This window comes from Sphingomonas sp. GW821-FHT09E03, from assembly GCF_059416225.1.
Map to the genome: position 1 here is coordinate 1 of NZ_JBWKOS010000016.1, position 26,034 is coordinate 26,034.

At 69.4% G+C, this 26,034-nt stretch carries 28 protein-coding genes; 16 read left to right on the plus strand and 12 right to left on the minus strand.

The window, feature by feature from the left end:
- Window positions 1-546 (plus strand): TonB family protein (locus AC07M8_RS18560; RefSeq protein WP_495175710.1); only part of this gene is annotated, 546 nt, incomplete at its 5' end.
- On the opposite strand, the gene AC07M8_RS18565 is transcribed toward AC07M8_RS18560, so the two are convergent.
- The 7 genes from AC07M8_RS18565 to AC07M8_RS18595 form a co-directional block, all read right to left on the minus strand.
- Window positions 536-1,591, minus strand: coding sequence for a 5-(carboxyamino)imidazole ribonucleotide synthase (locus AC07M8_RS18565; RefSeq protein ID WP_495175752.1), 1,056 nt, complete (start codon window positions 1,589-1,591; stop codon window positions 536-538). The two genes, AC07M8_RS18560 and AC07M8_RS18565, sit on opposite strands and share 11 nt — an antisense overlap.
- A complete protein-coding gene (gene purE, locus AC07M8_RS18570; RefSeq protein WP_495175753.1) occupies window positions 1,591-2,046 on the minus strand; it encodes a 5-(carboxyamino)imidazole ribonucleotide mutase in 456 nt (151 codons plus the stop codon). The genes AC07M8_RS18565 and purE overlap by 1 nt, the downstream gene beginning before the upstream one ends.
- Window positions 2,047-2,200: 154 nt before the next feature.
- On the minus strand, window positions 2,201-2,866 hold the full coding sequence (locus tag AC07M8_RS18575) for an HAD-IA family hydrolase (protein WP_495175711.1): 666 nt from the start codon (window positions 2,864-2,866) through the stop codon (window positions 2,201-2,203).
- The gene (gpmA, locus tag AC07M8_RS18580; protein WP_495175712.1) at window positions 2,856-3,542 is read right to left on the minus strand and encodes a 2,3-diphosphoglycerate-dependent phosphoglycerate mutase; all 687 of its coding nucleotides are present in this window, start codon (window positions 3,540-3,542) and stop codon (window positions 2,856-2,858) included. The genes AC07M8_RS18575 and gpmA overlap by 11 nt, the downstream gene beginning before the upstream one ends.
- 187 nt (window positions 3,543-3,729) lie before the next feature.
- Window positions 3,730-4,200, minus strand: coding sequence for a GNAT family N-acetyltransferase (locus AC07M8_RS18585; RefSeq protein WP_495175713.1), 471 nt, complete (start codon window positions 4,198-4,200; stop codon window positions 3,730-3,732).
- A gap of 2 nt (window positions 4,201-4,202) precedes the next feature.
- A complete protein-coding gene (locus AC07M8_RS18590) occupies window positions 4,203-5,312 on the minus strand; it encodes a M14 family metallopeptidase (RefSeq protein WP_495175714.1) in 1,110 nt (369 codons plus the stop codon).
- A 23-nt stretch (window positions 5,313-5,335) separates the two neighbouring features.
- Complete coding sequence (locus tag AC07M8_RS18595; protein WP_495175715.1) at window positions 5,336-5,947, minus strand: DUF4136 domain-containing protein; 612 nt, start codon at window positions 5,945-5,947, stop codon at window positions 5,336-5,338.
- Between the two features lie 149 nt (window positions 5,948-6,096).
- Between AC07M8_RS18595 and ykgO the strand changes: the two genes are divergently transcribed.
- Together ykgO and AC07M8_RS18605 are read left to right on the plus strand one after the other, a co-directional pair.
- Window positions 6,097-6,222 carry a type B 50S ribosomal protein L36 gene (gene ykgO, locus AC07M8_RS18600; protein ID WP_003046794.1) on the plus strand — a complete coding sequence of 42 codons (126 nt, stop codon included), beginning with the start codon at window positions 6,097-6,099 and terminating at the stop codon, window positions 6,220-6,222.
- A 6-nt stretch (window positions 6,223-6,228) separates the two neighbouring features.
- Window positions 6,229-6,843: an HAD family hydrolase gene (locus AC07M8_RS18605; protein WP_267397575.1), complete on the plus strand. Its 615-nt coding sequence runs from the start codon at window positions 6,229-6,231 to the stop codon at window positions 6,841-6,843.
- A gap of 32 nt (window positions 6,844-6,875) precedes the next feature.
- Here AC07M8_RS18605 and AC07M8_RS18610 read toward each other — a convergent pair whose 3' ends face one another.
- Both AC07M8_RS18610 and pyk read right to left on the minus strand, forming a co-directional pair.
- Entirely contained in the window at window positions 6,876-7,430 is a 555-nt protein-coding gene (locus AC07M8_RS18610) for a DUF4337 family protein (protein ID WP_495175716.1), read from the minus strand.
- A 59-nt stretch (window positions 7,431-7,489) separates the two neighbouring features.
- Complete coding sequence (gene pyk / locus AC07M8_RS18615) at window positions 7,490-8,944, minus strand: pyruvate kinase (RefSeq protein ID WP_495175717.1); 1,455 nt, start codon at window positions 8,942-8,944, stop codon at window positions 7,490-7,492.
- 73 nt (window positions 8,945-9,017) lie between these two features.
- On the opposite strand from pyk, the gene AC07M8_RS18620 reads away from it, so the two are divergent.
- Both AC07M8_RS18620 and AC07M8_RS18625 read left to right on the plus strand, forming a co-directional pair.
- Window positions 9,018-9,404, plus strand: coding sequence for a DUF1244 domain-containing protein (locus AC07M8_RS18620; RefSeq protein WP_495175718.1), 387 nt, complete (start codon window positions 9,018-9,020; stop codon window positions 9,402-9,404).
- A 117-nt stretch (window positions 9,405-9,521) separates the two neighbouring features.
- Window positions 9,522-9,788 carry a DUF2312 domain-containing protein gene (locus tag AC07M8_RS18625; RefSeq protein ID WP_495175719.1) on the plus strand — a complete coding sequence of 89 codons (267 nt, stop codon included), beginning with the start codon at window positions 9,522-9,524 and terminating at the stop codon, window positions 9,786-9,788.
- A gap of 213 nt (window positions 9,789-10,001) precedes the next feature.
- Here the strand turns inward: AC07M8_RS18625 and AC07M8_RS18630 are convergent, their stop codons facing one another.
- The gene (locus AC07M8_RS18630) at window positions 10,002-11,465 is read right to left on the minus strand and encodes an ATP-binding protein (protein ID WP_495175720.1); all 1,464 of its coding nucleotides are present in this window, start codon (window positions 11,463-11,465) and stop codon (window positions 10,002-10,004) included.
- Window positions 11,466-11,587: 122 nt separating this feature from the next.
- Between AC07M8_RS18630 and AC07M8_RS18635 the strand changes: the two genes are divergently transcribed.
- The 3 genes from AC07M8_RS18635 to AC07M8_RS18645 all read left to right on the plus strand — a co-directional run bounded on the left by AC07M8_RS18635 (window position 11,588) and on the right by AC07M8_RS18645 (window position 13,564).
- Window positions 11,588-12,331, plus strand: a complete 744-nt coding sequence (locus AC07M8_RS18635) for a YebC/PmpR family DNA-binding transcriptional regulator (RefSeq protein ID WP_267397588.1) — start codon at window positions 11,588-11,590, stop codon at window positions 12,329-12,331.
- A gap of 216 nt (window positions 12,332-12,547) precedes the next feature.
- Window positions 12,548-13,051 carry a crossover junction endodeoxyribonuclease RuvC gene (ruvC, locus tag AC07M8_RS18640; protein WP_267397595.1) on the plus strand — a complete coding sequence of 168 codons (504 nt, stop codon included), beginning with the start codon at window positions 12,548-12,550 and terminating at the stop codon, window positions 13,049-13,051.
- Window positions 13,052-13,147: 96 nt separating this feature from the next.
- Window positions 13,148-13,564, plus strand: coding sequence for a hypothetical protein (locus AC07M8_RS18645; protein ID WP_495175721.1), 417 nt, complete (start codon window positions 13,148-13,150; stop codon window positions 13,562-13,564).
- Here AC07M8_RS18645 and AC07M8_RS18650 read toward each other — a convergent pair whose 3' ends face one another.
- Window positions 13,565-14,911 (minus strand): sulfatase-like hydrolase/transferase, encoded by a 1,347-nt coding sequence (locus tag AC07M8_RS18650; protein ID WP_495175722.1) that lies wholly within the window; start codon window positions 14,909-14,911, stop codon window positions 13,565-13,567.
- 343 nt (window positions 14,912-15,254) lie between these two features.
- On the opposite strand from AC07M8_RS18650, the gene ruvA reads away from it, so the two are divergent.
- On the plus strand, window positions 15,255-15,851 hold the full coding sequence (gene ruvA / locus AC07M8_RS18655; RefSeq protein ID WP_495175723.1) for a Holliday junction branch migration protein RuvA: 597 nt from the start codon (window positions 15,255-15,257) through the stop codon (window positions 15,849-15,851).
- A gap of 23 nt (window positions 15,852-15,874) precedes the next feature.
- Here the strand turns inward: ruvA and AC07M8_RS18660 are convergent, their stop codons facing one another.
- Window positions 15,875-16,774 (minus strand): 2-hydroxyacid dehydrogenase, encoded by a 900-nt coding sequence (locus tag AC07M8_RS18660; RefSeq protein WP_495175724.1) that lies wholly within the window; start codon window positions 16,772-16,774, stop codon window positions 15,875-15,877.
- Window positions 16,775-16,971: 197 nt separating this feature from the next.
- On the opposite strand from AC07M8_RS18660, the gene ruvB reads away from it, so the two are divergent.
- The 7 genes from ruvB to AC07M8_RS18695 all read left to right on the plus strand — a co-directional run bounded on the left by ruvB (window position 16,972) and on the right by AC07M8_RS18695 (window position 26,032).
- Window positions 16,972-17,997, plus strand: a complete 1,026-nt coding sequence (gene ruvB / locus AC07M8_RS18665; protein ID WP_495175725.1) for a Holliday junction branch migration DNA helicase RuvB — start codon at window positions 16,972-16,974, stop codon at window positions 17,995-17,997.
- Window positions 17,998-18,199: 202 nt separating this feature from the next.
- Window positions 18,200-20,473 carry a phosphoenolpyruvate--protein phosphotransferase gene (ptsP, locus tag AC07M8_RS18670; protein WP_495175726.1) on the plus strand — a complete coding sequence of 758 codons (2,274 nt, stop codon included), beginning with the start codon at window positions 18,200-18,202 and terminating at the stop codon, window positions 20,471-20,473.
- Window positions 20,474-20,577: 104 nt separating this feature from the next.
- Window positions 20,578-21,534, plus strand: a complete 957-nt coding sequence (locus AC07M8_RS18675; RefSeq protein WP_495175727.1) for a helix-turn-helix domain-containing protein — start codon at window positions 20,578-20,580, stop codon at window positions 21,532-21,534.
- A 72-nt stretch (window positions 21,535-21,606) separates the two neighbouring features.
- Window positions 21,607-22,557, plus strand: coding sequence for a tetratricopeptide repeat protein (locus tag AC07M8_RS18680; RefSeq protein ID WP_495175728.1), 951 nt, complete (start codon window positions 21,607-21,609; stop codon window positions 22,555-22,557).
- The gene (gene tilS, locus AC07M8_RS18685) at window positions 22,520-23,533 is read left to right on the plus strand and encodes a tRNA lysidine(34) synthetase TilS (protein WP_495175729.1); all 1,014 of its coding nucleotides are present in this window, start codon (window positions 22,520-22,522) and stop codon (window positions 23,531-23,533) included. Before AC07M8_RS18680 ends, tilS begins: the two co-directional genes overlap by 38 nt.
- A gap of 84 nt (window positions 23,534-23,617) precedes the next feature.
- Complete coding sequence (gene ftsH / locus AC07M8_RS18690) at window positions 23,618-25,570, plus strand: ATP-dependent zinc metalloprotease FtsH (protein WP_495175730.1); 1,953 nt, start codon at window positions 23,618-23,620, stop codon at window positions 25,568-25,570.
- Between the two features lie 81 nt (window positions 25,571-25,651).
- A complete protein-coding gene (locus tag AC07M8_RS18695) occupies window positions 25,652-26,032 on the plus strand; it encodes a hypothetical protein (protein WP_495175731.1) in 381 nt (126 codons plus the stop codon).
- Window positions 26,033-26,034 lie beyond the last annotated feature (2 nt).

Here is a 26,034-nt window from a genome sequence, read left to right on the forward strand (position 1 = left end):
GTGGCGGCGCGCCCGGCGGGAGGGTCGCCGCCGCGCGCGACCGCGCCGCCGCCACCGATCATGGACAGCACGCCGACCATCGCCGCGCCGGCGCTGGCGCTGTCATCGCCGATCGCGGCGCCGCCCGCGCCGGCGATCGGTCCGGCGCAGGGCCTAGCCGCGCGCGACGGCCAGGGCAGTGGCCGCGGTGCGGGCGATGGCACGGGCGGTGGCGACGGCAGCGGCGGGCGTGGTCCGGTCTATGGTGCGGCGGCGTGGATCGTGAAGCCGAGCGATCAGGAGATGGGGGTGTTCTGGCCGCCAGCGGCCAAGGCCAGTCACGTGGCGGGGCTGGTGGTGCTCGAATGCAAGGTGCCGCGGCCGGGGCCGCCCAAGCATTGCTGGATCGCGATCGAAACGCCGCGTCGCTACGGCTTCGGCGCCGCCGCACTGGCGATGTCGCGACAGTTCAGGATCAAGCCGGTGACCCGCGACACCGCGATGCTCGACCTGCCGGTGCGCATCCCGGTGCTGTTCGACCCGCGCCGGCTCGCGGTCAACGAGTGACGCGGGTGATGTGGCCCATCTTGCGGCCGGGACGGGCGGCGGCCTTGCCGTAGAGGTGGAGGTGGGCGCCGGGCTCGGCGAGGGCGGCAATCCAGGGGTCGTCGCCGATCAGATTCTCGAGCTCGACCTGCGCACCGGTGCGGCTGGTCGCGCCGAGCGGCAGGCCGCAGATCGCGCGGATGTGGTTCTCGAACTGCGAGGTCTCGGCGCCCTCGATGGTCCAGTGGCCCGAATTGTGGACGCGCGGCGCCATCTCGTTGAACACCGGGCCGTCGCCGCCGACGAAGAACTCGCAGGCGAGCACGCCGACATAATCGAGCTCGGCGGCGATGCGGCAGGCGAGCGCGGTCGCCTCGGCGGCCTGGGCGAGGATCTCGGGCGGCGCGGGGACGGTGGAGGTGCGCAGGATCGCGTCGCGGTGGACGTTGTGCGGCGGATCGTAGCGGACGGTGGCGCCATCCTCGCCGCGCGCGATCAGGATCGAGAATTCATGGTCGAACGGGACGAACGCCTCGAGCACGGCGGGGCCGCCGATCGCCGCCCAGGCGGCGTCGGCATCGGCGGGCACGTGGAGCCGCGCCTGGCCCTTGCCGTCATAGCCGAAGCGGGTGGTCTTGAGCACCGCGGGGGTGCCGACATGGGCGATCGCCGCGTCGAGGCCGGCGCGGCTGTCGACCGCGGCCCAGCAGGCCGGCGCACCGCCGACCTGCTCGACGAAGCGCTTCTCGGCGATCCGCTCCTGCGCGACGGCGAGCGCACGCGGATTGGGAAAGACGGGGACGCGGCTCGCCAGCCATTCGACGGGCGCGAGCGCGATATTCTCGAATTCATAGGTGACGACGTCGCAGGCCGCAGCAAAGGCGGCGAGCGCGTCTTCGTCGTCATAGCCGGCGCGGGTGATCGCCGAGGCGGTCTGCGCGGCGACACTCTCGGCGTCGGGGGCGAAGATGTGGGTGCGGTAGCCGAGTTGTGCCGCGCCGACCGCGAGCATCCGCCCGAGCTGGCCGCCGCCGAGGATGCCGATGGTCGCGCCGGGCTGCAGCATCACGCGGGGTCGGTGGCGACGGCGTTGGTCTGCGCGGCACGCCAAGCCTGAAGACGGGTGGAGAGTGCCTCGTCGGCGGTGGCGAGGATCGCGGCGGCGAGGAGGCCGGCGTTGATCGCGCCGGGCTTGCCGATCGCGAGCGTGCCGACCGGAATGCCGCCGGGCATCTGCACGATCGACAGCAGGCTATCCATGCCTTTCAGTGCCTTGGATTCGACCGGTACGCCGAGCACGGGGAGGTGGGTCATCGACGCCGCCATGCCGGGCAGGTGCGCCGCGCCGCCGGCACCGGCAATGATCACCTTAAGGCCGCGATCCGCGGCGCCGGTGGCGTAATCGTAAAGCCGCTGCGGGGTGCGGTGCGCGGAGACGACGCGGGTCTCATGTGCGACGCCGAGCGCGTCGAGCGTCTCGGCGGCGTGGTGCATCGTCTCCCAGTCGGAGGTCGAACCCATGATGATGCCGACCAAGGGGTCTGCCACCCGCCAACCTCCGCTTGCGAAAAGAGCGGGCTGCGTAGCGTGAGGGGCCAGAGAGGGCAAGGCGGCGAGGCACCGCTTTTGCCGCTCTTGGTCATCCCGGGTCCAGCCCGGGATGACGGGGGACCTCTTAGCCGAGGTGAAGGCGGCCCTTCGCATCCACCGTGACCGTCAGCTTGTCATAGCCTTCGGTGGTGGGATGGCTGCCCGCATAGGGATGAGTGTGGGTAGCGCTGATCACCATCACCGCAGCGCCCGCGGCTTCGGCGGCGGCGATGCCGGCGGGGGCGTCTTCCCACACCAGGCAGTCGTGCGGATCGACCGCAAGCGCGCGGGCCGCGGCGAGAAAGCAGTCGGGCGCGGGCTTGCCGTGCTCGACATCGTCGGCGGTGATCAGCACCGGTGGGGGTGGCAGGCCGGCGATCTCGAGCCGGCGCAGCGCGAGGCGGCGCGGCGCCGAGGTGACGATCGCCCAGCTGCCGACCGGCAGCGCCGCCAGGAAGTCGGCGGCGCCGCTGATCGGCACGATGCCGTCGACATCGTCCATTTCCGCCTGCGTCAGCTGATCGGCTTCGACCTGGGCGTCGATGCCGGCAGGGCCGAAGCGGCGGATCGTCTCCACCGCGCGCACCCCGTGCATCTGCGCGAGCACCGTCTCGGGATCGAGCCCATGGCCCTCCGCCCAGCCGCGCCAGGCGCGGATCGCGGAGGCGATGCTGTCGATCAGCGTGCCGTCCATGTCGAACAGGAAGGCGGCGAAGCTGCGCCCCGGATAGCGCAAAGGCTCAGCGCTCATTGAGGTAGTAGCGATCGGTCGCGGCGAGCTGGTCGTCGAGCTGGTAGACGATCGGCTGGCCGGTGGGAATCTCGAGGCCGGTGATCTCGTCGTCGGGAATGTTGGAGAGATGCTTGACCAGCGCGCGCAGCGAATTGCCGTGCGCTGAGATCAGCACGCGCTGGCCATCCTTGAGCGCGGGGGCGATGCGCTGCTCCCAATAGGGCAGGACGCGGGCGATCGTGTCCTTGAGGCTCTCGGTCTGGGGCACGGCGATGCCGGCGTAGCGGCGGTCCTTGGAGAGGTCGTATTCGCTGCCGGCTTCGAGTACGGGCGGGGGCACGTCGAAGCTGCGGCGCCAGATGTGGACCTGCTCGTCGCCATGCTTGGCTGCGGTCTCGGCCTTGTTGAGCCCGGTGAGGCCGCCGTAATGACGCTCGTTGAGGCGCCAGTCCTTCTCCACCGGCAGCCACAGCCGGCCCATCGCCTCGAGCGCCAAATCGAGCGTCTTGATCGCGCGGGTCTGCAGCGAGGTGAAGGTCATGTCGAAGTCGAGGCCCTTGGCGGCCATCAGCTCGCCCGCGGCGCGCGCCTCGGCGGCGCCCTGCTCGGTGACGTCGACATCCCACCAGCCGGTGAAGCGGTTTTCCAGGTTCCAGGACGACTGGCCGTGGCGGATCAGGACGAGGGTGGGCATGGGGCGGGCTCCTAAAAGTTCGATGCGCAGATAGCCGGCGGTGACGCGGGGGTCGATGCGAGTTCTTCTTGCCCCGTTCGCCCTGAGCCGGTCGAAGGGCAATGAGTCTCATCGTGCTTCGACAGGCTCAGCACGAACGGGGAGAGAGGGCGTATGACGCCACGCCGTTGCCCGCCGATCCGGTCGATCAAGCCGGCTGCTCTTGAAGGACGAGAGTCATGAAACGGTTGTGTTCGCTCGCCGGATAGCCGCCGAACACCGGCCCGTCGACAAAGCCGGCGCGCTCGTAGAGCGCATTGGCGGGCGCGAACGCCGGCGCCGTGCCGGTCTCAAGGCTGAGCCGGGCATAGCCGCGGGCGCGGGCGGTGGCCACGATGTGGCCGAGCAGCGCGCTGGCGACGCCGCGGCGCAGGTGATCGGGGTGGACACGCATCGATTTCACCTCGCCATGACCCGGCTCCAGTTCCTTCAGCGCGGCCATGCCGAGCAAGGTGTCACCGTCCCATGCCGACCAGAAGCGAATCGCGAGGTGGCGCAGGGCATCGATGTCGAGCGCATGGGCGTTGGCGACCGGGGTGTTGGCATTGGCCTCGCGGACGTGGAAGCGCAGCAGCTCGATCACTGCGGGGTGATCGAGCCCGCCCTCGCGCAGCTCCACGCTCAGATCTCGTCGATCATGGCAGCGAGCGTCTCCAGGCAGGAGACGGCCAGCTGCCCCGAGCGCTCGCCCGACCAGCCGAACTCGGGGTCGGGGTTGGTGTCGTGGTCCTTGAACGGCATCTCCAGCGTCACCGACACCGCGCCGAAGCGCTGGGCGAGCTGGTTGGTCGACATGGACAGGTTGGCCTGGCCGGCGCCCGCTTTGGGATAGCCACGTTCGGTCTGAAAATCGGGCGTGTGGGCGGCAAGGCGGCGGCCGAACTCGTAGAATTTGGCGCCATGCTCTTCCGTCCAGTTGGGGATGCCCTCGAAGCCGGCGATGAAATTGGCGGGGATCGCCTCGTCGCCATGGACGTCGATCGCAAAGGCGACGCCGGTCTCGTCCATCGCGTCGCGGACGCAGAGCACCTCGGGGCTGCGCTCGAGGCTCGGCGCGTGCCATTCGCGGTTGAGGTTCACCCCCGCGGCATTGGTGCGCAGATGGCCGCGGCGGGTGCCGTCGGGGTTCATGTTGGGGACGACATGAACCGTCGCCTTGGCGAGCAGCTCGGCGGCGGCGGGGCTGGTCAGCCAGCCGAGCGCGCCCTCCATCCAATATTCGGTCATCGATTCGCCGGGATGCTGACGCGCGTAGAGCCACACCGGCTTGGCGCCGCTGCCGATACGGAAATAGTCGACCGGCTGGCCATCAAGGCTGGTGCCGAGCTGGCGATGGGTGACGCCGGGCTTGAGCGCGGTGCGCGCGACCAGCGCCTCGTGCATCTCCATCGTGTAGGGCGCGAAATAGGCGAACCAGGCGAGCTCGCCATCGAGCTGGTAATCGAACGAGAGCACGCCATTCTCGTAGCGGGTATCGATCATCCGCCAGGCGAGGCGATCGGTGCTGGCGCGGGTCTGGTAGCCCGGCCAGCCGAACGGATAGGCCGACTTGCCGGCGTTGACGATGCGGAACTGCAGGCGCCGGCCGCGCGCGCCGGCGACCCGGAACGAGAACCATTGGAAAAAGTCCGACTGGTGATCGGCGACGATCTCCAGGTCGACGCGGTCGCCGTCGATGGCGACCACGCGGATGTTGCCGCCGTCGAACGCGGCGTTGATGGCGATGGTCATGGTTCTCGCTTTCGGGGAGCTGGTCAGCGTACCGAGATAGTGCGGCCCGACTGGCCGGGGAACCCCGTGAACAGCGCGCGGGCGAGGCGGCCGGCCTGTTCGTCGGCGGCCTTGATGTCGCTGATGCCCTGGGCATGGCCTTCCCAGACCGGCGACTGATCGACCCGGCGCTTGATCGTCACCGCGAGCTCGGCGACCAGCACGGTGGTGCTGCGGCTCTTGCCGATCGGGAAGCCGACGCCGCCGCCAAGCCCGATGCCGCTGCCACCCCGGCGCCCGCCACCGCCGCTGAACCCGCCGGCACCGAGGCCGACGCTGAACGGCGACTGGCGCGGCGGGCCGGCCTGTTCGGTGCGGGTGAAGGCGACGGTGGCGATGAACTCGGGCTGCGCGCCCTGCGGGACCGCGGCATAGCCGTTGCGGTACAGTTCGCCCTCGACCGCGGCGGCATAGGTCTTGAATTCGAGGCTGGCGGGCGCGCCGCCGGTGAGCGGCTGGACGCTGACGGTGCCGCGCGCGATCGGCTCGCCGAGATGGTAGCGGATCACCTCGGCCGGCGGCAGCGAGGCGGTGGTGGTGCAGCCGGCGAGCAGCGCGGCGGCGGCGCCCAGGGCGAGGAGCGGGCGGATGGTCATGGCGGCGGTACCCTTGTAAGCGTGGGACGAGTCATCGTTGCGATAGGGAAACGCTCTAACGCGGCGAGCGTTGCTTGACTATTGCAGGGCCGATCACTAGGCGATCGCGCTTTCCGAACACCATCATTTTGCAAAGAAGCGAATCGATCATGAAGATCCGCAATTCCCTGAAGTCGCTCAAGGATCGCCACCGGGACAACCGCGTGATCCGCCGCCGCGGCCGCACGTACGTGATCAACAAGACCAACCGCCGCTTCAAGGCGCGCCAGGGCTGAGCCATTTTGGCTAAGCCCACGGCCGTCATCTTCGATGTCGGCCGGGTCTTGTACGATTGGGATCCGCGGATCCTCTACAGGCGCCTGATCGACGACGATCGGGCGCTTGACGCGTTCCTGCGCGACGTCGTTACCCATGAGTGGCACTTCCAGCATGATGCGGGCCGCGACTTCGCCGATACCTCGGCGGAGCTGATCGCGCTGCACCCGCAGCACGAGACGCTGATCCGCGCCTGGGGGCCACGGTTCCTGGAGAGCATCGGCGCGCCGATCGCGGGCATGGACGCGCTGGTCGGCGAGCTCGACGCGGCGGGCGTGCCGCTGTTCGCGATCACCAACTTCAGCCATGAATTCTGGCCGCCGTTCCGCGCCCGCGAGGCGGCGATGTTCGATCGCTTCCGCGACGTGGTGGTGTCCGGGGCCGAGAAACTGGTGAAGCCCGATGCGGCAATCTACCGGCTGGCGCTGGAGCGGTTCGGGCTCGAGGCGGCCGACACGGTGTTCATCGACGACAATGAAGCAAACATCGCCGGCGCCCGGGCGGTGGGGCTGATCGCGCTGCACTTCACCGACGAGCCGACGCTGCGCGCCGCGCTGACCGAGCTGGGGCTGCTCGCCTAGCGCCGGCGGCGCTGCTGCCGTCGCGGCGGCGCTCAGCCGAGGAAATTGCTGAGCACGTCGGGGTGGAAGCCCCAACCGGCGAAGCCGCAGATGCCGAAGAACAGCCCGAAGCCGCCGAACGCCCAGGCCGCCGCGAGCAGCCAGCCGCTCTCCACCAGCGCCGCCACCGCCGCCAGCGATACCGCGGTGGAGATCAGCGCGTCGCTGGCGTCGAATTGGTCGTCATGGATGTTGAGCGCATCGTAGAGCGCACTCGACGCCTTGGCCTGGGCAGCGAAGCCGGGCGCCTCGCTCTTGTAGCGGGCGATGTCGGCAGCAAAGCCGGCAAGCGCCGGGGCGGCCGCCTCGCCGCGGGCGGTCGCGGCGAGCTGGGTGCGCGCGACCTCGGTGATGCGGATCTTGGTCCGCGTCGCCTGATATTCGTTCCACTGGTCGACCGAATCGGACTGCGCCTGCTGCATCGCCTGGACGATGTTGCCGTCCTTGATGTTAGACAGGCCCATGAACACCGACAGCACGACGACGGTGATGGCGATGCTGCGGTTGAGGCGCTTGTCCTTGGCCTCGGCGCTGACTTCGAGTTCCATGGCCGGCGCTCTGCGGCGAACGCCGGCCGGGAGCCAGTGAAATCAGCGTCATTCGCGCGTCAGCTATAGTCCTTCAGCTCGTCGCCGATGATGCGCACGACGTGGAGGACATTGGTGGAACCGGGGGTGCGGAACGGCACGCCGGCCATCACGATCACCCGGTCGCCGGCCTTGGCGATGCCGGTGCGCAGCGCCATGCGCTTGGCCTTGCCGACCATGTCCTCGAACGATTCGACGTCGCGGGTGAACACCGCATGGGTGCCCCACAGCAGGCCGAGCCGGCGCGCGGTGTCCTTGCTGGGGGTGAGCACCAGGATCGGTACCGGCGGCCGCTCGCGCGCCACCCGGCGCGCGGTGGACCCTGAGGTGGTGAAGCAGATGATCGCGGTCGCCGAGGTCGTCCTGGCGATCGACTTGGCCGCCTCGGCGATCGCGTCGGCGGTGGTGGGATCGGGGCGGGTGACGGTGAAGTGGATGCGATCGCCGTGCATCGGATCGCCCTCCACCGAGACGCCGATCGCGTTCATCATCGACACCGCCTCGACCGGCCAGTCGCCCGCGGCGCTTTCCGCCGAAAGCATGATCGCATCGGCGCCGTCGTAGATCGCGGTGGCGACGTCCGACACCTCGGCACGGGTCGGCGACGGGCTGGTGATCATCGATTCGAGCATCTGCGTCGCCACCACCACCGGGCGGCCGAGGCGGCGCGAGGTCTCGACGATCCGCTTCTGCAGCGGCGGCACCATCTGCGGCGGCATCTCGACGCCGAGATCGCCGCGCGCGACCATCACGCCGTCGCACATCTCGACGATCTCCTCGAGCCGGTCGATCGCGGCGGGCTTCTCGATCTTGGCGAGCAAGGCGGCCTTGCCGCCGATCAGCTTGCGCGCTTCGGCAAGATCCTCGGGGCGCTGGACGAACGACAAGGCGATCCAGTCGACGCCCTGCTCGATCGCCCAGGAGAGATCGCTGCGGTCCTTCTCGGTAAGCGCGGCCATCGGCAGCACCACATCGGGGACGTTGAGGCCCTTGTTGTTCGACAGCGGGCCGCCGACCTCGATGTTGCACTCGATCCGGTCGGGGCCATGATCGGTGACGCGCAGCACGAGCTTGCCGTCATCGAGCAGCAGCCGCGCGCCGGGCTCGATCGCCTCGAATATCTCGCGGTGCGGCAGCTCGACGCGGGTGGCGTCGCCCGGCGTGGGATCACGGTCGAGCACGAAAGTGCCGCCATGGGGGAGGACGACCTTGCCGTCCTTGAACTTGCCGACGCGCAGCTTGGGGCCCTGCAGATCGGCAAGGATGGTGGTGGGGCGCTCGAACTTCTCCTCGAGCGCGCGGATCGCCTGGATCACCGCGATCTTCGACTGCTGATCGCCGTGACTCATGTTGACGCGGAAGGCGTCGGCCCCTGCCTGGAACAGGGTGGCGATCATCTCAGGGGAATTGCTCGCCGGGCCGAGCGTCGCGAGCACGCGCACTTTTCGGGGGCGGGGCGCGATGGCAGTGGTCATGAACGAGGCTCCTGGGGAATGGCCGGCTGCCCCTCTAGCCGCTATCGGTTGAGGATCAACCTTGGGAAACGACATGACCGACAAACTCGACCAGCTCGATGATGCGGTGGCGGCAGCGGCGTTCCGCCGGCTGGTACGCCACCTGCGCCATCGCACCGACGCGCAGAACATCGATCTGATGGGCCTATCCGGCTTCTGCCGCAACTGCCTTGCCGACTGGATCGAGGAAGCCGGGCACCTCGACAAGGCCGAGGCGCGCGAGACGATCTACGGCATGCCCCAGGCCGAGTGGAAGGCGCGCTATCAGGCGCAAGCGACACCCGAGCAGATCGCGCGGATGGAGGAAAGCATGACAAGAAACGCGCCCGCGAGCGATGCGGACGACGCACTCGACGAGGCGCTCGACGAGAGTTTCCCGGCAAGCGATCCGCCATCGATGACCGATCCCGCGCGGGGTTGAGCCAACGCGGTTAACGCCCTAGACGCGCCCTCCTACCGGTGTCGGGCGACGCGTCCGGCCGGTGTTCACATCATCACATAAGGGGCCGCGCGAGGTTTGCGCGGTGGCGGGAAACACATGGCAGACGACCGGCAAGAAGGCATGGGTGGCGGGCACGTCGCGGCGGATGAGCTGCGGCTGCTGATCGAGCGCGCCGAGCGGCTCGAAGAGGAAAAGAAGGGCATCACCGACGACATCAAGGACGTGATGGCCGAGGCCAAGGGCCGCGGCTACGACCCCAAGGCGATCCGCAAGATCCTCTCGATCCGCAAGAAGAAGAAGGAAGAGTATCAGGAGGAGGAAGCCATCCTCGAAGTGTACATGCAGGCGCTGGGGATGATCTGATCCCGTGCGGCGGCCGCCTTTCGCCTCGTGCGGGGTGGTCGCTGCGCGTTTGAGCCTGGGCGGCGGGAGCGTCATAGCTCGCCCGGGGCAGGTGACGTTTCCCGTCATGCTGAACTTGTTTCAGCATCCATGACCGACGCCAATCGTGAGCCGGCGGGCCGTGCAGGCCATGGATCCTGAAACGAGTTCAGGTGACGAGGATGGAGGAGCGGCCTAGGCCGCCTCCGCCGCCGCGGTGCTCCAGCCCAGCCGCGGGATGGTGATCGAGCGCTTGCCCGACAGATCGGTGCGGCAGACGAACAACTCGCGACTCTCGATATAGGTGACGAGCCGGCGGACGCGGCCCAGCGAGCTGGTGCCGTAGGTGGTCGCAAGCGATTCGTCCGAGGGGCACGGCTCGCCGTCCTTGGCGGCGCGCGCGACCAGCAGGAACGGGCCGATCATGTCGTCGGGCAGCGTCGCCGCCAGTTCCATCGCGCCGGCCCATTGCTCATCGGTGACGTCGAAGATGCCGGCGCGCGCCGCCGACAGCCGGCGGGTGAAGCCGGGCAGGTCGAGCGGCGGCCGGGCGAGGCCGGCCATGCGGCAGCGGACCTGGAAATCCTGGAACAGCACCGACGGCGGGCGCAGCGCCGAATCGGCATCGGCGACGATTGCCTCGAGCACCCCCGCATAGATCGTCTCCACCTCGTCGTCCGACTTGTCGGGGAGCGGCGCGAGCGTCGCCGGCGGGGCGGGGCGCTCGATGGTGTCGATCAGCTCCTCGGCGGGCACGCGGCGCGGGCGCGAATCGAACGCCATCGGCAGCTGCGGCGCGGTTTCGGGCGGCGGCGCGAAGATCAGCTCCTGGAGATTTTCCGCGGGCGACGAGGGCAGCGGCGTGAGCTTGGGGCTGCCGCTGCGCGCCGAAGTATCGACCTGGCCGATCTTCACCGTGATCGGCCGCCGCGACACTGCAGGGCCGAGCGCCAGGAAAGTGCCACGAGCGAGATCGCGGATCTGCTCGGCCTGGCGGCGCTCCATGCCGAGCAGGTCGGCGGCGCGGGCCATGTCGATGTCCAGAAACGTACGACCCATCAGGAAGTTGGACGCCTCGGCGGCGACGTTCTTGGCGAGCTTGGCGAGCCGCTGGGTAGCGATCACCCCGGCGAGCCCACGCTTGCGGCCGCGGCACATGAGGTTGGTCATCGCCGACAGCGAGGCGCGGCGGACGTCTTCCGCCACCTCGCCGCCGGTGGTGGGGGCGAACAGCTGCGCCTCGTCGACCACGACGAGCGCCGGATACCAATGTTCGCGCGGGGCGTCGAACAGCGCCGAGAGGAAGGCCGCGGCGCAGCGCATCTGGCCCTCGGCCTCGAGGCCTTCGAGGCTGAGCACCACCGAGGCGCGATGCTCGCGCAGCCGCGCCGCGATGCGCGCGATCTCGCGCTCGGCATAATCAGCGGCCTCGATCACGACATGGCCATAGGCCGGCCCCAGCGTGACGAAATCGCCCTCGGGATCGATCACCACCTGCTGGACCTGCCCGGCCGAGCGCTCGAGCAGGCGGCGCAGCAGGTGCGACTTTCCCGAGCCCGAATTGCCCTGGACGAGCAGGCGGGTGGCGAGCAGTTCTTCGAGGTCCATGGTCACGGGCGCGCCACGCTCGTCGCTGCCCATGTCTACGCTGACGGTCATTGTCGCGTGCAATGGCCGATTGCCGGGGGTGGGGGCAAGGCTTGTCTGCGGCCGTCGGGCTCGGTCTGGCGAAAACCGGCGGCGCGGCCTAAGGGCTTCCCTAGTATCGCACAGAGGCAGTCATGGCAGGCCATTCCAAGTTCAAGAACATCATGCACCGCAAGGGCGCGCAGGATAAGAAGCGCTCGAGCATGTTTTCCAAGCTCAGCCGCGAAATCACCGTGGCGGCGAAGATGGGTCTCCCCGATCCTGACATGAATCCGCGGCTGCGCGCCGCGATCAACGCCGCCAAGGCGCAGTCGGTGCCCAAGGACAACATCCAGCGTTCGATCGACAAGGCTGCCAAGGGCGACACCGAGAATTACGAGGAAATCCGCTACGAGGGCTTCGGCCCGGGCGGGGTGTCGCTGATCATCGAGGCGCTGACCGACAACCGCAACCGCACCGCGACCAACGTGCGCACCGCGGTCGCCAAGAATGGCGGCAATCTCGGCGCCGGCGGCTCGGTGAGCCATGCGTTCGACCGGGTCGGGCTGATCAACTATCCGGCGAGCGCCGGCGATGCCGAGACGGTGTTCGAGGCGGCGCTGGAGGCGGGCGCCGAGGACGTCACCTCGTCCGAGGACGGCCACGAGATCTGGACCGCGGTCGGCGATCTGCACGGTGTCACCAAGGCGCTGGAATCGGTGCTCGGCGAACCCGAGGGCGCCAAGCTCGCCTGGCGGCCGCAGACCATGGTCGCGGTGGACGAGGCCGATGCGGCGACCCTGTTCAAGCTGATCGACACGCTGGACGACGACGACGACGTCCAGACGGTGTGGGGCAATTACGAGGTCTCCGACGAGGTGATGGAGAAGCTGGGGTGATTTTCGCCCGCGCGACGGCGCGACGCCGCGAAGAAGGTTGGCGCAGAGGCGCGGAGGACGCGGAGGCGTTCGTCCTCTTGCGCCCGCGATTGGAAAGATCCGCATGGATGCTGGCAGAGCGGTCTGCGCGAAGGCGCGGCGGTTGCCACGGGCGATTGTCTGCATGCTCCGCGCCTCTGCGCGCACCCTCTTCGCGCCTTCGCGCCTTCGCGTGACGTGATCATCCTCGGCCTCGACCCGGGGCTCGGCACCACCGGCTGGGGCGTCATCCGGGCCGACGGCAACCGGCTGAGCCATGTCGCCAACGGCCAGATCAAGACCGATCCGTCGATGCCCTTGCCGCGGCGGCTGTCGAACCTGTTCGAGGCGCTGGGCGAGGTGATCCGCGCCGAGCGGCCGGACAGCGCTGCCGCCGAGGAGGTGCTGGGCAACACCAATGCGCAATCGACGCTCAAGCTCGGCCAGGCGCGCGGCGTGGTGCTGCTCGCCGCCGCTACCGCCGGGCTGCTGATCGGTGAATATCATCCCTCCACCGTCAAAAAGGCGGTGGTCGGCACCGGCGGCGCCGAGAAACGGCAGATCCAGGCGATGATGGCGGTGCTGCTTCCCGGCGCCAAGCTCGCCGGGCCCGATGCCGCCGATGCGCTTGCGGTGGCGATCACCCACGCCCATCACCTCGCCAGCGCGCGAGCGCAGGCGCGGCGCATCGGCGGCGCCTGATCCGCTGCCAAAGTGATTGCAACCTAGCCTGATCGCGCCTGTTTCGGGTTAAAAAACAATTGTTAAGCGTGTCAGCCCGACTGACGCTTCATGTTCATGGTCAAAGCCTTCCCTGCCGATGCGCGCGTATTGATCGTCGGCCGCGGGACGTGGGATGTCGCCGAGGCGCTCCGGTTCAAGGGCGAGGTGGCTGCCGTGCTCACCCATTGCGGCCGCCGTTGCGGGCCGGTGCGGATGCTGGCGGATCTCACCGAGCATCATCTGCAATGTTCGCGCGTCTCCGAGGTCAACGCCGAGACCGCGCAGATCATCAAGGACGCCAAGATCGAGCGCTACGCGCTGGCGGTGCCGGGCGCGCTGCTGCGGCTGCAGGCGCGGCGCCTGCTCTGCGGCGTCAATTTCAGCATGTTCGCCAATCGCGAGGAGGCGGCGGCGTGGCTCGACTGGCCGCTCGAGGCGCTTGCCCGTGACATCGAAGCCAGCTGTGGCGAGCGATTGCACGACGCGGCGTGATCACCCCCTCGGCAAGGCCGGCGTGATCATGAGTGGTGCCGGCGGAGTGGACAGCGGATGCTGCGGCATCCCTGCATGGGCGCGCAGCAGGATCCAGGGGACCTGGTCGGGCGCGAACAGCGCACGCTGGCGGCGATCGTAGAACGGCGGCCGATGGTCGCCGACGATCAGCACGTCCGTGGGCGGCCAGTCGGGCGCGAGCATCTCATGAGCAAGGCTTGCGAACAGATCGTCCCAGATCCGGAACATGCGGCACGCCATCGGCGCGCGCGCGGCGAGGGCGGGTTCGAACGCCTCGCAATGATCGGTGTGCAACGCCGCCAGCACCGGCACCGGATAATGCGAGTTGAGCGTCATCCAGTGGATGAACTGCGGCGTCCGCGCCGCCTTGAGCTGGCGGGCGATGATCGCGGGCACGGCGCGATCGCAGGCGCCGGGGAACACGCCCGGACAGCGCGGCTGCCCGGGGGTGATCAGCGAATCGCGGAACCGCATCCGCTGGAACCCGGCGTGCGGATACCAGCGCGCGCGATCGTACATCGCCGCGCTGAAGCCGTGGAGCGCGGTGGTGTCATAGCCGCGGCGGCGCAGACGCATCGGCAGGCATTGCGCGTCGGTGGCGACGAGCAGCGACTGATTGTCATCCCACCGGCCGCACAGCTCGCGGATCTCGGAATTGACGGTCGGGCCGAAGAAGAACGTGCTGCCCTGGGTGATGGAGACATGCCGGCGCAGCGCGCTGGTCTGGAGCCGGGCAAACAGGCGCTTGAGCAGCGCCGGGTCGCGGGGCAGGCCCATCGCCTCGACATCGATCAGCACGAGATGGCGGTCGCCGCTGGCATTGGCGGCGAACCCGCTGAGGCTGACCGCCGACTGGAACGGGCCGGGCGGCAGCGTGGTGGCATAGATCCCGCCGTTCCAGCGGCTGACCGCGAGATCCATCCCGGACCAGGCGAGGCTCGCCGCAATCGCGATCAGCAGCGACGAGCCACGGCGAAAGGCCATGTCGCGTGTCGCCACGCCCATCGCCACGGCGATGGTGACCAGCACGCCGGCGCCGGCCACCCGATAGTCGGGCGAGGTGGTGAAGGTGGTCTCGGGCAGGATCGCCATCGAGCCGATGATGCGGGTGGGCGCGATGTTGAACAGCTGCGAGATGAAGACGGTGACCGAATACAGCGTCGTGCAGACGAACGCCGCGCGCTTGACGGTGACCGGCATCGCCCGGACGAGCAGGCCGGCGAGGCTGGTGACGATGATCACCATGGGCCGTGGCGGGCTGCCGACCAGCCAGAGCAGCGCGTAGCCGGTGTTGGCGACGACGATCCACAGCAACAGCCACGACAACAGGCGCCGTCGTTCCAAGCGTTGCGCGGGATCGCGTGGAACATCGCGCCCGACGGGCGATCGATGTGTCAGCGCACCGGCATAGAAATTCGTGGTCATCGCGCGGTGATCGCCCCTTATCGTCGGTGGGCGAGCGATGGCCGGTCATCGTTAACTTGCGCGCGACCGTGCCTTGCGACTTCCACGGTATCGTAACTGGCTGCGGCCGGGACGAAGACTGCCCGCCGGCAGGCTAGGATCTTGACATCAACTAATTTGCCGCCACGCGAACCATGAATTGGTGGTGATCCGCCGCTGGCCGCGCATGATGACGCGGGCGCGGCTTTGTTCTACCGCGACGCTCATGATCGCACATCTGAAGGGACGCCTGGAGGCGACCGGCCTCGACCATGCCGTGATCGACGTCGGCGGGGTCGGCTATCTGGTCGGCGCATCGGCGCGGACGCTGTCGGCGATCGGGCCGGTGGGGGAAGCGGCGACCCTGTTCACCGAAATGCTGGTCGCCGAGGATTCGATCCGGCTGGTCGGCTTCGCGAGGATCGACGAGCGCGACTGGTTCCGGCTGCTTACCGGTGTCCAGGGCGTCGGCGCGCGGGTGGCACTGGCGATCCTGTCGGCGCTCGACACCGCCGAGATCAGCCGGGCGATCGCGGCGCAGGACAAGACGATGATCGCGCGCGCCAACGGCGTCGGCCCCAAGCTGGCCGAGCGGATCGTCCGCGAGCTCAAGGACCGGGTGGGGACGGTGGCGCTCGGGCCGGGGGCGGCGGCGCAGGCGATGCCGGTCGGGGCGGGGGCCGATGCGGTATCGGCGCTGCTCAACCTCGGTTTCCGCCCGGCGGAAGCGGCGAGCGCGGTCGGCGCCGCCGAGGAGGAACTTGGCGCCGGCGCGACGCTCGACGCGCTGGTCCGGCTGGCGCTGCGCAAAGCGGCGAAATGATCGTCGCGGTCTAGGGGACGGCGCTAGGCGATCGCGCTCGGCAGCGGCTGGCCGGCAAAGTGCGCATCGAGGTTGGCGAGCACCAGCGCGGCCATTGCGGCGCGGGTTTCCTCGGTGGCGCTGCCCTGGTGGGGCGACAGCACGACCTGGTCCATCGCCTTGAGCGCGTCCGGCACCGCGGGTTCGTCGGCAAAGACGTCGAGCCCGGCGCCGGCGATCGTGCCCGCCGCGAGCGCGGCGACCAGCGCGTCCTGGTCCACCAGGCTGCCGCGGGCGATGTTGACCAGCACGCCTTGAGGGCCGAGCGCGGCGAGCACCGCGGCATCGACGATCCGCGCGGTGTCGGCGCCGCCGGGCGCGGCGAGGATCAGCACGTCGCTCTGCTCGGCGAGCGCGCGGATGTCGGGCACGAAGCGCCACGGCACCGGCTTGGCGGTGCGCGCGGTGTAGAGCAGGTCGCCGGCGAACGGCGCGGCGCGCGCGGCGATCGCCTGACCGATCGCACCCAGCCCGAACAGGCCGATGCGGCGGCCGCTCGCCCGGCGCGCGAGCGGCACAGCCCAGCCGCCGGCCCGCACCGCGCGATCGTTGGCGGCGAGCCGGCGCTGGACGGCGAGCATCAGCGCGATCGCCAGATCGGCGACATCGTCGGTGAGCACGTCGGCGGTGATGGTGACGCGGACGCCGCGGGCGCGGGCGGCGGCGAGATCGATGCCGTCATGGCCGACGCCGTTGACCGCGACGATCTCGAGCGCGGGCAGGCGCGCGATCAGCGCCGCATCGACGCTCATGGTGCCGCCGCCGACGATCGCGCGGGTGGTGGTGGGGGCCATGTGATCGTGGAGGGTGAAGCGTTCGGCGAGCGCGGCGCGGAGGGTGGCGGGCGCCGGGGAGGCGAGGAACAGGTCGGGCTTGGCGGTCATCATCGGGGTGTAGCATGGATTTTGTCGTGCCATTACGCCCGCCGGCCGACATCCCAGCGAATGCTGGGATCTTGCTGGGGAGCGGACTGCGCTTTCCTCGAGAAGATCCCAGCTTTCGCTGGGATGACGAACTGTAAGCTCGCCGGTCGCCGGTCGGTGGCTCGACCTCGCCGCCGGGAACGCCTAGGGAACGACGCGTGACCGATACCGATCGCCTGCTCACCCCTGCGCGCCGCCCCGAGGATGTCGATGCGGCGTTGCGCCCGCGCAGCCTCGACGAGTTCGTCGGGCAGAAAGCGGCGCGGGAAAACCTGCGGGTGTTCATCGAGGCGGCGCGCGGGCGCGGCGACGCGCTCGACCATGTGCTATTCTTCGGGCCGCCGGGGCTCGGCAAGACCACGCTGGCGCAGATCATCGCGCGCGAGATGGGGGTGGGCTTCCGCGCCACTTCCGGGCCGGTGATCGCCAAGTCGGGCGATCTCGCCGCGCTGCTCACCAATCTCGAGGACGGCGACGTCTTGTTCATCGACGAGATCCATCGCCTCCAGCCGGCAGTGGAGGAGGTGCTCTACCCTGCGATGGAGGATCGCGCGCTCGATCTGATGATCGGCGAGGGGCCGTCGGCGCGCAGCGTGCGGATCGACCTGCCGCGCTTCACCCTGGTCGGCGCGACCACCCGCCAGGGACTGCTGACGACGCCGCTGCGCGATCGCTTCGGCATCCCGGTGCGGCTGCAATTCTACACGGTGGAGGAACTGACCCGGGTGGTGACCCGCGCCGCCGGGCTGCTCGATCTCGGCATCGCCCCCGACGGCGCCGCCGAGATCGCGCGTCGCGCGCGCGGCACGCCGCGCATCGCCGGCCGGCTGCTGCGCCGGGTGCGCGACTTCGCCAATGTCGCGGGCGCCGCGACGGTCGACGCGCGCGCGGCGGACAGCGCGCTCAACCGGCTGGAGGTGGACGGCCTCGGCCTCGATGCGATGGACCGGCGCTACCTGCACATGATCGCCGACATCTATCGCGGCGGGCCGGTGGGGGTGGAGACGCTCGCCGCCGGCCTCTCCGAGCCGCGCGACACCATCGAGGAGGTGATCGAGCCCTATCTGATCCAGCTCGGGCTGGTGGCGCGCACCGCGCGCGGCCGCGTGCTCAACGCCGGCGGCTGGAAGCATCTCGGGCTCAACCCGCCGGCGGGCAGCCAGGACGGGTTGTTCGACAGCTAGCGACCGCGCCGGGTCGGACACGCTCTCGCTTGTTCAAGAATCATCCGGCGCACGATCCGATCCGACGCTCTTTCGTTGGGGTGACGGCGAGGGCGCGTCTGTTGCTGGACCAATCCTTCAAGCAACGTCGCGAAGAAAAGATGCGGCGAACCGGATGCAATGTTGCGTGGCACCCGGGGCTTTCATCTGTTAGCCGATGATCATGCCCACCTCGGCCGTCGCCTCCGCCCGCGAAATCCTTACCCGTCTTCATGACGTCATGGCCGGGCGCAACCCCGCCCAGGCCAAGCTCAACGCCGTCGTCGCGATCATCGCCGAGGCGATGGATAGCGAAGTCTGCTCGATCTACCTGCTGCGCGAGGGCGCGCTCGAGCTGTTCGCGACCCGCGGGCTCGATCAGGCGGCGGTCCATGTCACCAAGCTGGCGCTCGGCGAGGGGCTGGTGGGAACGATCGCCGAGGACGTCGAGGTGCTCAACCTCGACGAGGCGGCGAGCCACCCCGATTTCGCCTACAAGCCCGAGACCGGCGAGGATCGCTACCACAGCTTCGCCGGCGTGCCGATCATCCGCCGCGAACGCGCCGTCGGCGTGCTCGCGGTGCAGCACAGCGAGCCGCGCAAATATCAGGACGTCGAGATCGAGGCGCTACAGACGGTGGCGATGGTGCTCTCCGAGCTGATCGTCAACGCCGGGCTGATCGACGAGGCGGGGGCGACCGCGCTGCGCCCGCAGACCACCGCGGCGACGCGGCTACCGGGGCTGAAGCTGGTCGAGGGCATGGGATCAGGCTTCGCCGTGTTCCACCAGCCGCGGATCCACATCGAGCATACCGTCGCCGAGGATACCGACGCCGAGCGCCACCGCGTCTATGCCGCGTTCGACAAGATGCGCGAGCAGATCGAGCGGATGACCCGCGAGGCCGAGTTCGGCGGCGGCGGCGAGCATGAGGAGGTGCTGCAGACCTACAAGATGTTCGCCTATGACGAGGGCTGGTCGCGGCGGATCAACGAGGCGATCGACTCTGGGCTGACCGCGGAAGCCGCGATCGAGCGCGTCCAGCAACGCACGCGCCAGCGCATGCGCCAAATCGACGATCCGTTGCTTGCCGACCGGATGCACGACCTGGAGGATCTCGCCAACCGGCTGCTCAGGATCGTCTCGGGCCAGATGGGCACTGCGGCGCAGATGGGCCTGCGCCAGGACACGATCCTGATCGCGCGCAACCTCGGGCCGGCCGAGCTGCTCGAATATGACAAGCGCCGGCTGAAGGGCGTGATCCTCGAAGAGGGATCGCTGACCGCGCATGTCACCATCGTTGCTCGGGCGATGGGCATCCCGGTGCTGGGGCGGGTCCGCGACGTCCGCCGGCTGATCGCCGAGGGCGATCTGCTGCTGCTCGATTCGGTCGCGGGCAACGTCTTCGTGCGGCCGTCGGGCGGGATGGAGGAAGCGTTCGAGGCCAAGCTGGCGCTGCGCCAGAAGCGCCGCGCCGCCTTTGCCGCGCTGCGCGACGTGCCGCCGGAGACCAAGGACGGGCATCGCGTCACGGTGATGATCAACGCCGGCCTGCGCGACGATGTCGCCGCGCTCGACCTCACCGGCGCCGACGGCATCGGGCTGTTCCGCACCGAGTTCCAGTTCCTGGTCTCGGCGACGCTGCCGCAGCGCGAGCGCCAGCAGCGCCTGTACCGCGAGGTGCTGGATGCCGCCGGCGACCGGCCGGTGGTGTTCCGCACCGTCGATATCGGCGGCGACAAGGCCTTGCCCTATCTCACCCACGACACCTCGGACGAGGAAAATCCGGCGATGGGCTGGCGGGCGCTCAGGCTAGCGATGGAACGCACCGGGCTGATGAAGGCGCAGGCGCGCGCGCTGCTCGAGGCGGGGGCGGGGCGGACGATCAACGTCATGTTCCCGATGGTCAGCGAGGCCTGGGAGTTCGACGAGGCCAAGGCCTTGTTCGAGGCGCAGCGCGACTGGATGCACGCGCGCGGTAAGCGGCTGCCGCTCGAGGTGCGCTATGGCGCGATGCTCGAGGTGCCGGCACTCGCCGAACAGCTCGATCTGCTGCTGCCCAACCTCCAGTTCCTGTCGGTCGGCACCAACGATCTCACCCAATTCCTGTTCGCCGCCGATCGCGCCAGCCCCAAGCTCGCCGAGCGCTACGACTGGCTGAGCCCGTCGATCCTTCGTTTTCTCGTCCGCGTGCTCGGGCCGTGCCGCGACGCCGGCGTCGCGGTGGCGGTGTGCGGCGAAATGGGCGGGCGGCCGCTCGAGGCGATGGCGCTGATCGGGCTCGGGGTGGACCGCTTGTCGATCACTCCGGCGGCGGTGGGGCCGATCAAGGCGATGGTCCGCTCGCTCGACCGCGCGGCCTTGAGCGTGTTCATGACCGAGCTGCTGCGCCATCCGGTGCGCGACATGCGCGGCGCGCTGACCGACTGGGCGACGCAGGCGGGCGTCGATCTGGCGTAATCGGTCGCGGAACCGGGGCTCAAGCGGGCGCGGTGCGTTGACACGCTTCCGGGCCTCTGAGAGATGTTGGCCCGACAGCCGTCAACCCTCCCTTGGAGATACGAATGGACGAGGTCGATCCCGGCCAGCCTTCCCTCACCCCTGCCGCGGCCAAGGCCGGCGACAGGCTGCGTGCGGCGCGGGAGGCGCGCGGGCTGAGCTTGACGGAGATTTCCGCGCGCACGCGCGTGCCCCAGCGCCACCTGGAGGCGCTGGAGAGTGGGGATTACACATCGCTGCCGTCGCCGACCTATGCGGTTGGGTTTTCCAAGGCTTATGCGCGCGCCGTCGGCGCCGACGAGGTGGCGGTGGCGCAGGACGTGCGCCGCGAACTCGATCGGCTCGGGCCGCGCACGCCCGAATATGTGCCGTATGAGACCGCCGATCCGGCGCGGGTGCCGAGCCGCGGCGTGACGATCGTCGCGCTCGGCATCGCGGTCGCGGTGCTGGTGCTGGTCGGGTTGTGGTATGGCACCAACCTGCTGCGCGGCGGCACGAGCCAGCAGGTCGCGGCGACCGAGACGGTCGGGGCACCCGCCCCGGTGGTGGCATCCGCCCCGGTGCCGGCCGCCAAGCCGGCGGTGCCGACCGGCGGACAGGTGACGCTGACCGCGAACGACGAGGTGTGGCTGCGGGTCTACGACGCCGACAACAAGGTGCTGCGCCAGGGTACGATGAAGGCGGGCGAGCGCTACGACGTGCCTGCCGACGCCAAGGACCCGATGATCAACGTCGGCCGCCCGGACAAATTGACGGTGACGCTCAACGGGTCGGCGGCCCCGGCGCTCGGCACCGGCGAGCGGCCGATCAAGGACGTGCGGGTGAGCGCGGCGGCGGTGGCGGCGCGGATCGCCGGCACGCCGGAGCCGGCTGCGGCAACGCCGAGTCCGTCGGCGGCAGCCGGCGCGACGACCGGCGGCAATCGTCGCCGAACCGCGCGACCGGCATCGACGACCGCGCAGGCCGACACGGCCGAACCGTCGACCGGATCGGGCGACATCGCTAATTCCTCCACGCCTTAAGGCTGGCGACAGCATGGGCGATGCAGGTAAGAGGCGGTGTTAACCATCGGTGCACCGGGGGGTGTGAGTAGCATGAAGACATTTTTGGCCATGTTGGCGGCGGCGACCGCGCTGATCCCCGCCGCGGCGCTCGCGCAGAGCAATGTCGAGGGTCGCGTCGGCAAGCTCGAAAGCGAGATGCGCGCGGTGCAGCGCAAGGTGTTCCCGGGTGGTGCCGGCCAGTATCTGCAGCCGGAAATCACCCGGCAGGACGTGCCGCAGGAGGCCGGCGGCTCGCCCGCGACCAGCGCGGTCGCCGATCTCACCAGCCGGGTCTCGGCGCTCGAGCAGCAGCTCGCGAGCATGACCAACCAGGTGGAGCAGAACGGCAATTCGATCCGCAAGCTGCAGGACCAGTTCGACGCCTATAAGCGCAGCACCGATTCCCGGCTGTCGGCGATGACCGCCGCGCCGGCGGTCGCCGGTGGTGGCTCGATGGGTGATGGCCCGGCGATGGGCGGTGGTGGCGACGACGAGGCGCCGCGCCCGTCAGGCACGGTAACGCGGCCGACGACGCGGCCCGAGGCGACCAAGCCCGCGGCCGCGGTGTCGACCGCGCCTGCGGCGACCGGGGTCGACAAGCCGTCGAGCGGCGACACGCCCGAGGACGAATATCTCTACGGCTTCCGGTTGTGGACGGCCAAGCGCTACCCCGAGGCCGAGGCGCAGCTCAAGAAGGTGGTCGCCACCTATCCCAAGCACCGTCGCGCTTCCTATGCGCAGAACCTGCTCGGCCGCGCCTATCTGGACGAGGGCAAGCCGAGCCTTGCCTCCATGGCCTTCTACGACAATTACAAGAAGATGCCCGACGGCGAACGCGCGCCGGACAGCCTCTATTACCTCGCCCAGGCGCTGGTGAAGCTCAACAAGCCGGCCGATGCGTGCAAGGTCTATGGCGAGCTCACCGACGTCTATGCCACCAAGATTTCCTCGCAGATGAAGGCCGATGTCGAGAAGGGCCGTACCACCGCCAAATGCCAGTGAACCGCTCGTCGCCGAAGCCGAGCGCTTTCACACCGATCTGATCCGCGCGCTGGGGCACGAGCCCCGGCGGCCGGTGCTGCTCGCCGTCTCCGGCGGGCCGGACAGCATGGCGATGCTGACGCTGGCGCAGGCCGCGATGCCTGGGCGCATCGCCGCGGCCTCGGTGGATCACCAGCTGCGGCCCGAGGCGGCGGACGAGGCGGCGATGGTCGCGGCGCATTGCGCCACCCTCGGCGTGCCGCACGTGACGCTGGCGCCGGCGGCACGGATCGAGGGCGCGAGCATCCAGGCGGCGGCGCGCTGGGCGCGCTATGGCCTGCTCGCCGCCCATGCCAAGGCGATCGACGCCGAGGCGATCGCCACCGCGCATCACGTCGACGACCAGGCCGAGACCTTCCTGATGCGCGCGGCGCGCGGCTCGGGGCTGTCGGGCCTCGCCGGCGTCCGGCTGCGCGCGGTGATCGAGGAGGTGATCGTGGTGCGGCCGCTGCTCGAATGGCGCCGCGCCGAGCTCCGCGCGATCGTCCGCCGCCAGGATGTCCATTTCATCGATGATCCCTCCAACCACGATCCGGCGCATGACCGCACCCGGTTCCGCCGCCTGCTCGACGAGCACGAGTGGCTCGGCTCGGCGCAGCTCGCGCGCTCGGCGGCGGCGCTGGCCGAGGCGGATGGCGACGTGCGCGCGATCGTCGACTGGCTGTGGGCCGAGCGTGCGGTGGTCCATGGCCCGCTGGTGCGCGTGCAGATGGAGGGGCTGCCGCGCGAATTGCAGCGGCGGCTCGCCCGCCGGGCGATCGGCGTGGTCATCGCCGCGGCCGGGATCGATGCGCCGAAATGGAACGACTCGGCCAACATCGAGGCGTTGCTCGATGCGCTCGGCGGCGGCAAGCGCGCGACCCAGAGCGGCGTGGTGGTGCTGCCGCAGCAGGGCGAATGGCGCTTCCGCCCCGCGCCGCCGCGCCGCGCGCACTGATCGTCCCCGGATCGGCGCGAGGATCAACTCTGTTCCATTGCCATTAACCTGTGGGCGCCTACATTGGCAGGCGAAAGGTACCCCATGAACGACAACGACAAGCAGCCCGAGAACAACGGCGGCGGGAACCCCTGGATGAAGAGCCTGCTCATCTGGGTCGGCATCCTGCTCGCGCTCGCGCTGTTCGTGACGATGTTCGATCGCCCGAGCGGCGGCACCGGCACCACCGTCGCTTACTCCACCTTCCTCGACAAGGTCGACGAAGGCACGGTGAAGGACGTCAACATCAGCCGCGACGTGATCTCGGGGACCTACTCCAACGGCGAGAAGTTCCGCACCTATCCAATCCAGGATCCCAGCCTCGTGCCGCACCTGCGCGAGAAGAACGTGGTGATCGCGGCCAAGCCCGACGAGGGCACCTCGATGTGGATGCTGCTGCTCTATCAGTCGCTGCCGTTCCTGCTGTTCCTCGGCATCGCCTTCTTCGTGCTCAAGCAGATGCAGAAGAACACCGGCGGCGGCGCGATGGGCTTCGGCAAGAGCCGCGCCCGGATGCTGACGCAGAAGGAAGGCAAGGTCACCTTCGACGATGTCGCCGGCATCGACGAGGCGCGCGCCGAGCTGACCGAGATCGTCGACTTCCTCAAGGACCCGACCAAGTTCGCGCGTCTCGGCGGCAAGATCCCCAAGGGCGCGCTGCTGGTCGGTTCGCCCGGCACCGGCAAGACGCTGCTCGCCCGCGCCATCGCCGGCGAGGCAGGCGTGCCGTTCTTCACCATCTCGGGCTCCGATTTCGTCGAGATGTTCGTCGGTGTCGGCGCGAGTCGCGTCCGCGACATGTTCGAACAGGCCAAGAAAAGCGCGCCGTGCATCGTCTTCATCGATGAAATCGATGCGGTCGGCCGTCATCGCGGTGCGGGCCTCGGCAACGGCAATGACGAGCGCGAGCAGACGCTCAACCAGCTGCTGGTCGAGATGGACGGCTTCGAGGCCAATGAGGGCATCATCATCGTCGCGGCGACCAACCGCCCCGACGTGCTCGATCCCGCGCTGCTGCGCCCGGGCCGGTTTGATCGCCAGGTGGTGGTGCCGCGGCCGGACATCGAGGGCCGGATCAAGATCCTCGAAGTGCATATGAAGAAGGTGCCGCTGGCGCCGGACGTCGACGCCCGCGTGATCGCGCGCGGCACCCCGGGCTTCTCGGGCGCCGATCTCGCCAACCTCGTCAACGAAGCCGCGCTGACCGGCGCGCGCAAGGGCAAGCGGCTGGTCGCGATGGCCGAGTTCGAGGAGGCCAAGGACAAGGTCATGATGGGCGCCGAGCGGCGCAGCATGGTGATGACCGAGGACGAGAAGCGGATGACCGCCTATCACGAGGCCGGTCATGCCATCGTCGCGCTCCACGAGCCGGCGTCGGACCCGATCCACAAGGCGACGATCATCCCGCGCGGCCGGGCGCTGGGCATGGTGATGCGCCTGCCGGAGCGCGATTCGTACAGCTATCACCGCGACAAGATGTACGCGAACCTCGCGGTGGCGATGGGCGGTCGCGTCGCCGAGGAAGTGATCTTCGGCTATGACAAGGTCTCGTCCGGCGCGTCCGGCGACATCCAGTATGCCACCGGCCTCGCCCGCGACATGGTCACCAAATGGGGCATGTCGGACAAGGTCGGCCCGGTCGAATATGCCCAGCCTGAAGGCGAGTCGTTCCTCGGCTATTCGTCGTCTCAGCCGGTGCGGATGTCGAACTCGACCGCGCAGCTGATCGACGACGAGATCAAGGCGATCGTCGAGGGCGGCCTGACCCGCGCCAAGACGGTGCTGAGCGACCACCTCGATCAGCTTCACCTGCTCGCCGGCGCGTTGCTCGAATATGAGACGCTGTCGGGCGACGAGATCAAGAAGCTGATCGCGGGCGAGGACATCGGCCGGATCGATATCGGTCCCAAGCCGACGGTGCCGCGCGCAGGTACCTCGATCCCCAAGACGCGCCGGCCCAACGGCCCGTTTGGCGCACCGACCCCGCTCGGCGCCTGACGCGCGCGAGGCGGCACGGCGGTTCAGCCGCCGGACAGCAAGACGATCCTAATCGGCGGCATTCCTTCCGGAGTGTCGCCGATGTCGTTCAAGCCGCTGTTCGTTCCCGTTGCCGCCCTTGCCGTGGCGCTGGTCGCCGTGGCGCCTGCCGAGGCCGCGATGAGCGTCGGCAGCTTCCTCGCCAAGGCGGCGCCGCTGCGCGCCAACCCGTTCGCGGCGCTGACCTCGCCCGATTATCCTGCGCTGAAGGCGGAGGCCTCGGCCGCGACCAAGCAGCTTCGCGCCGAGAGCGCCGCCCGGGTGGCCGCGGGCAAGAAGCCGTATGCCTGCGTCCCCGAGGGCGAGAAGGTCGGGATCATGGAGATGCTCGGCGGGCTAGACGCGCTCCCGGCGGCGGACCGAAAGCTGCCGCTCAAGGACGGCTATGCCAAGGTGCTGGCGAAGAACTACCCGTGCCGGTGAGG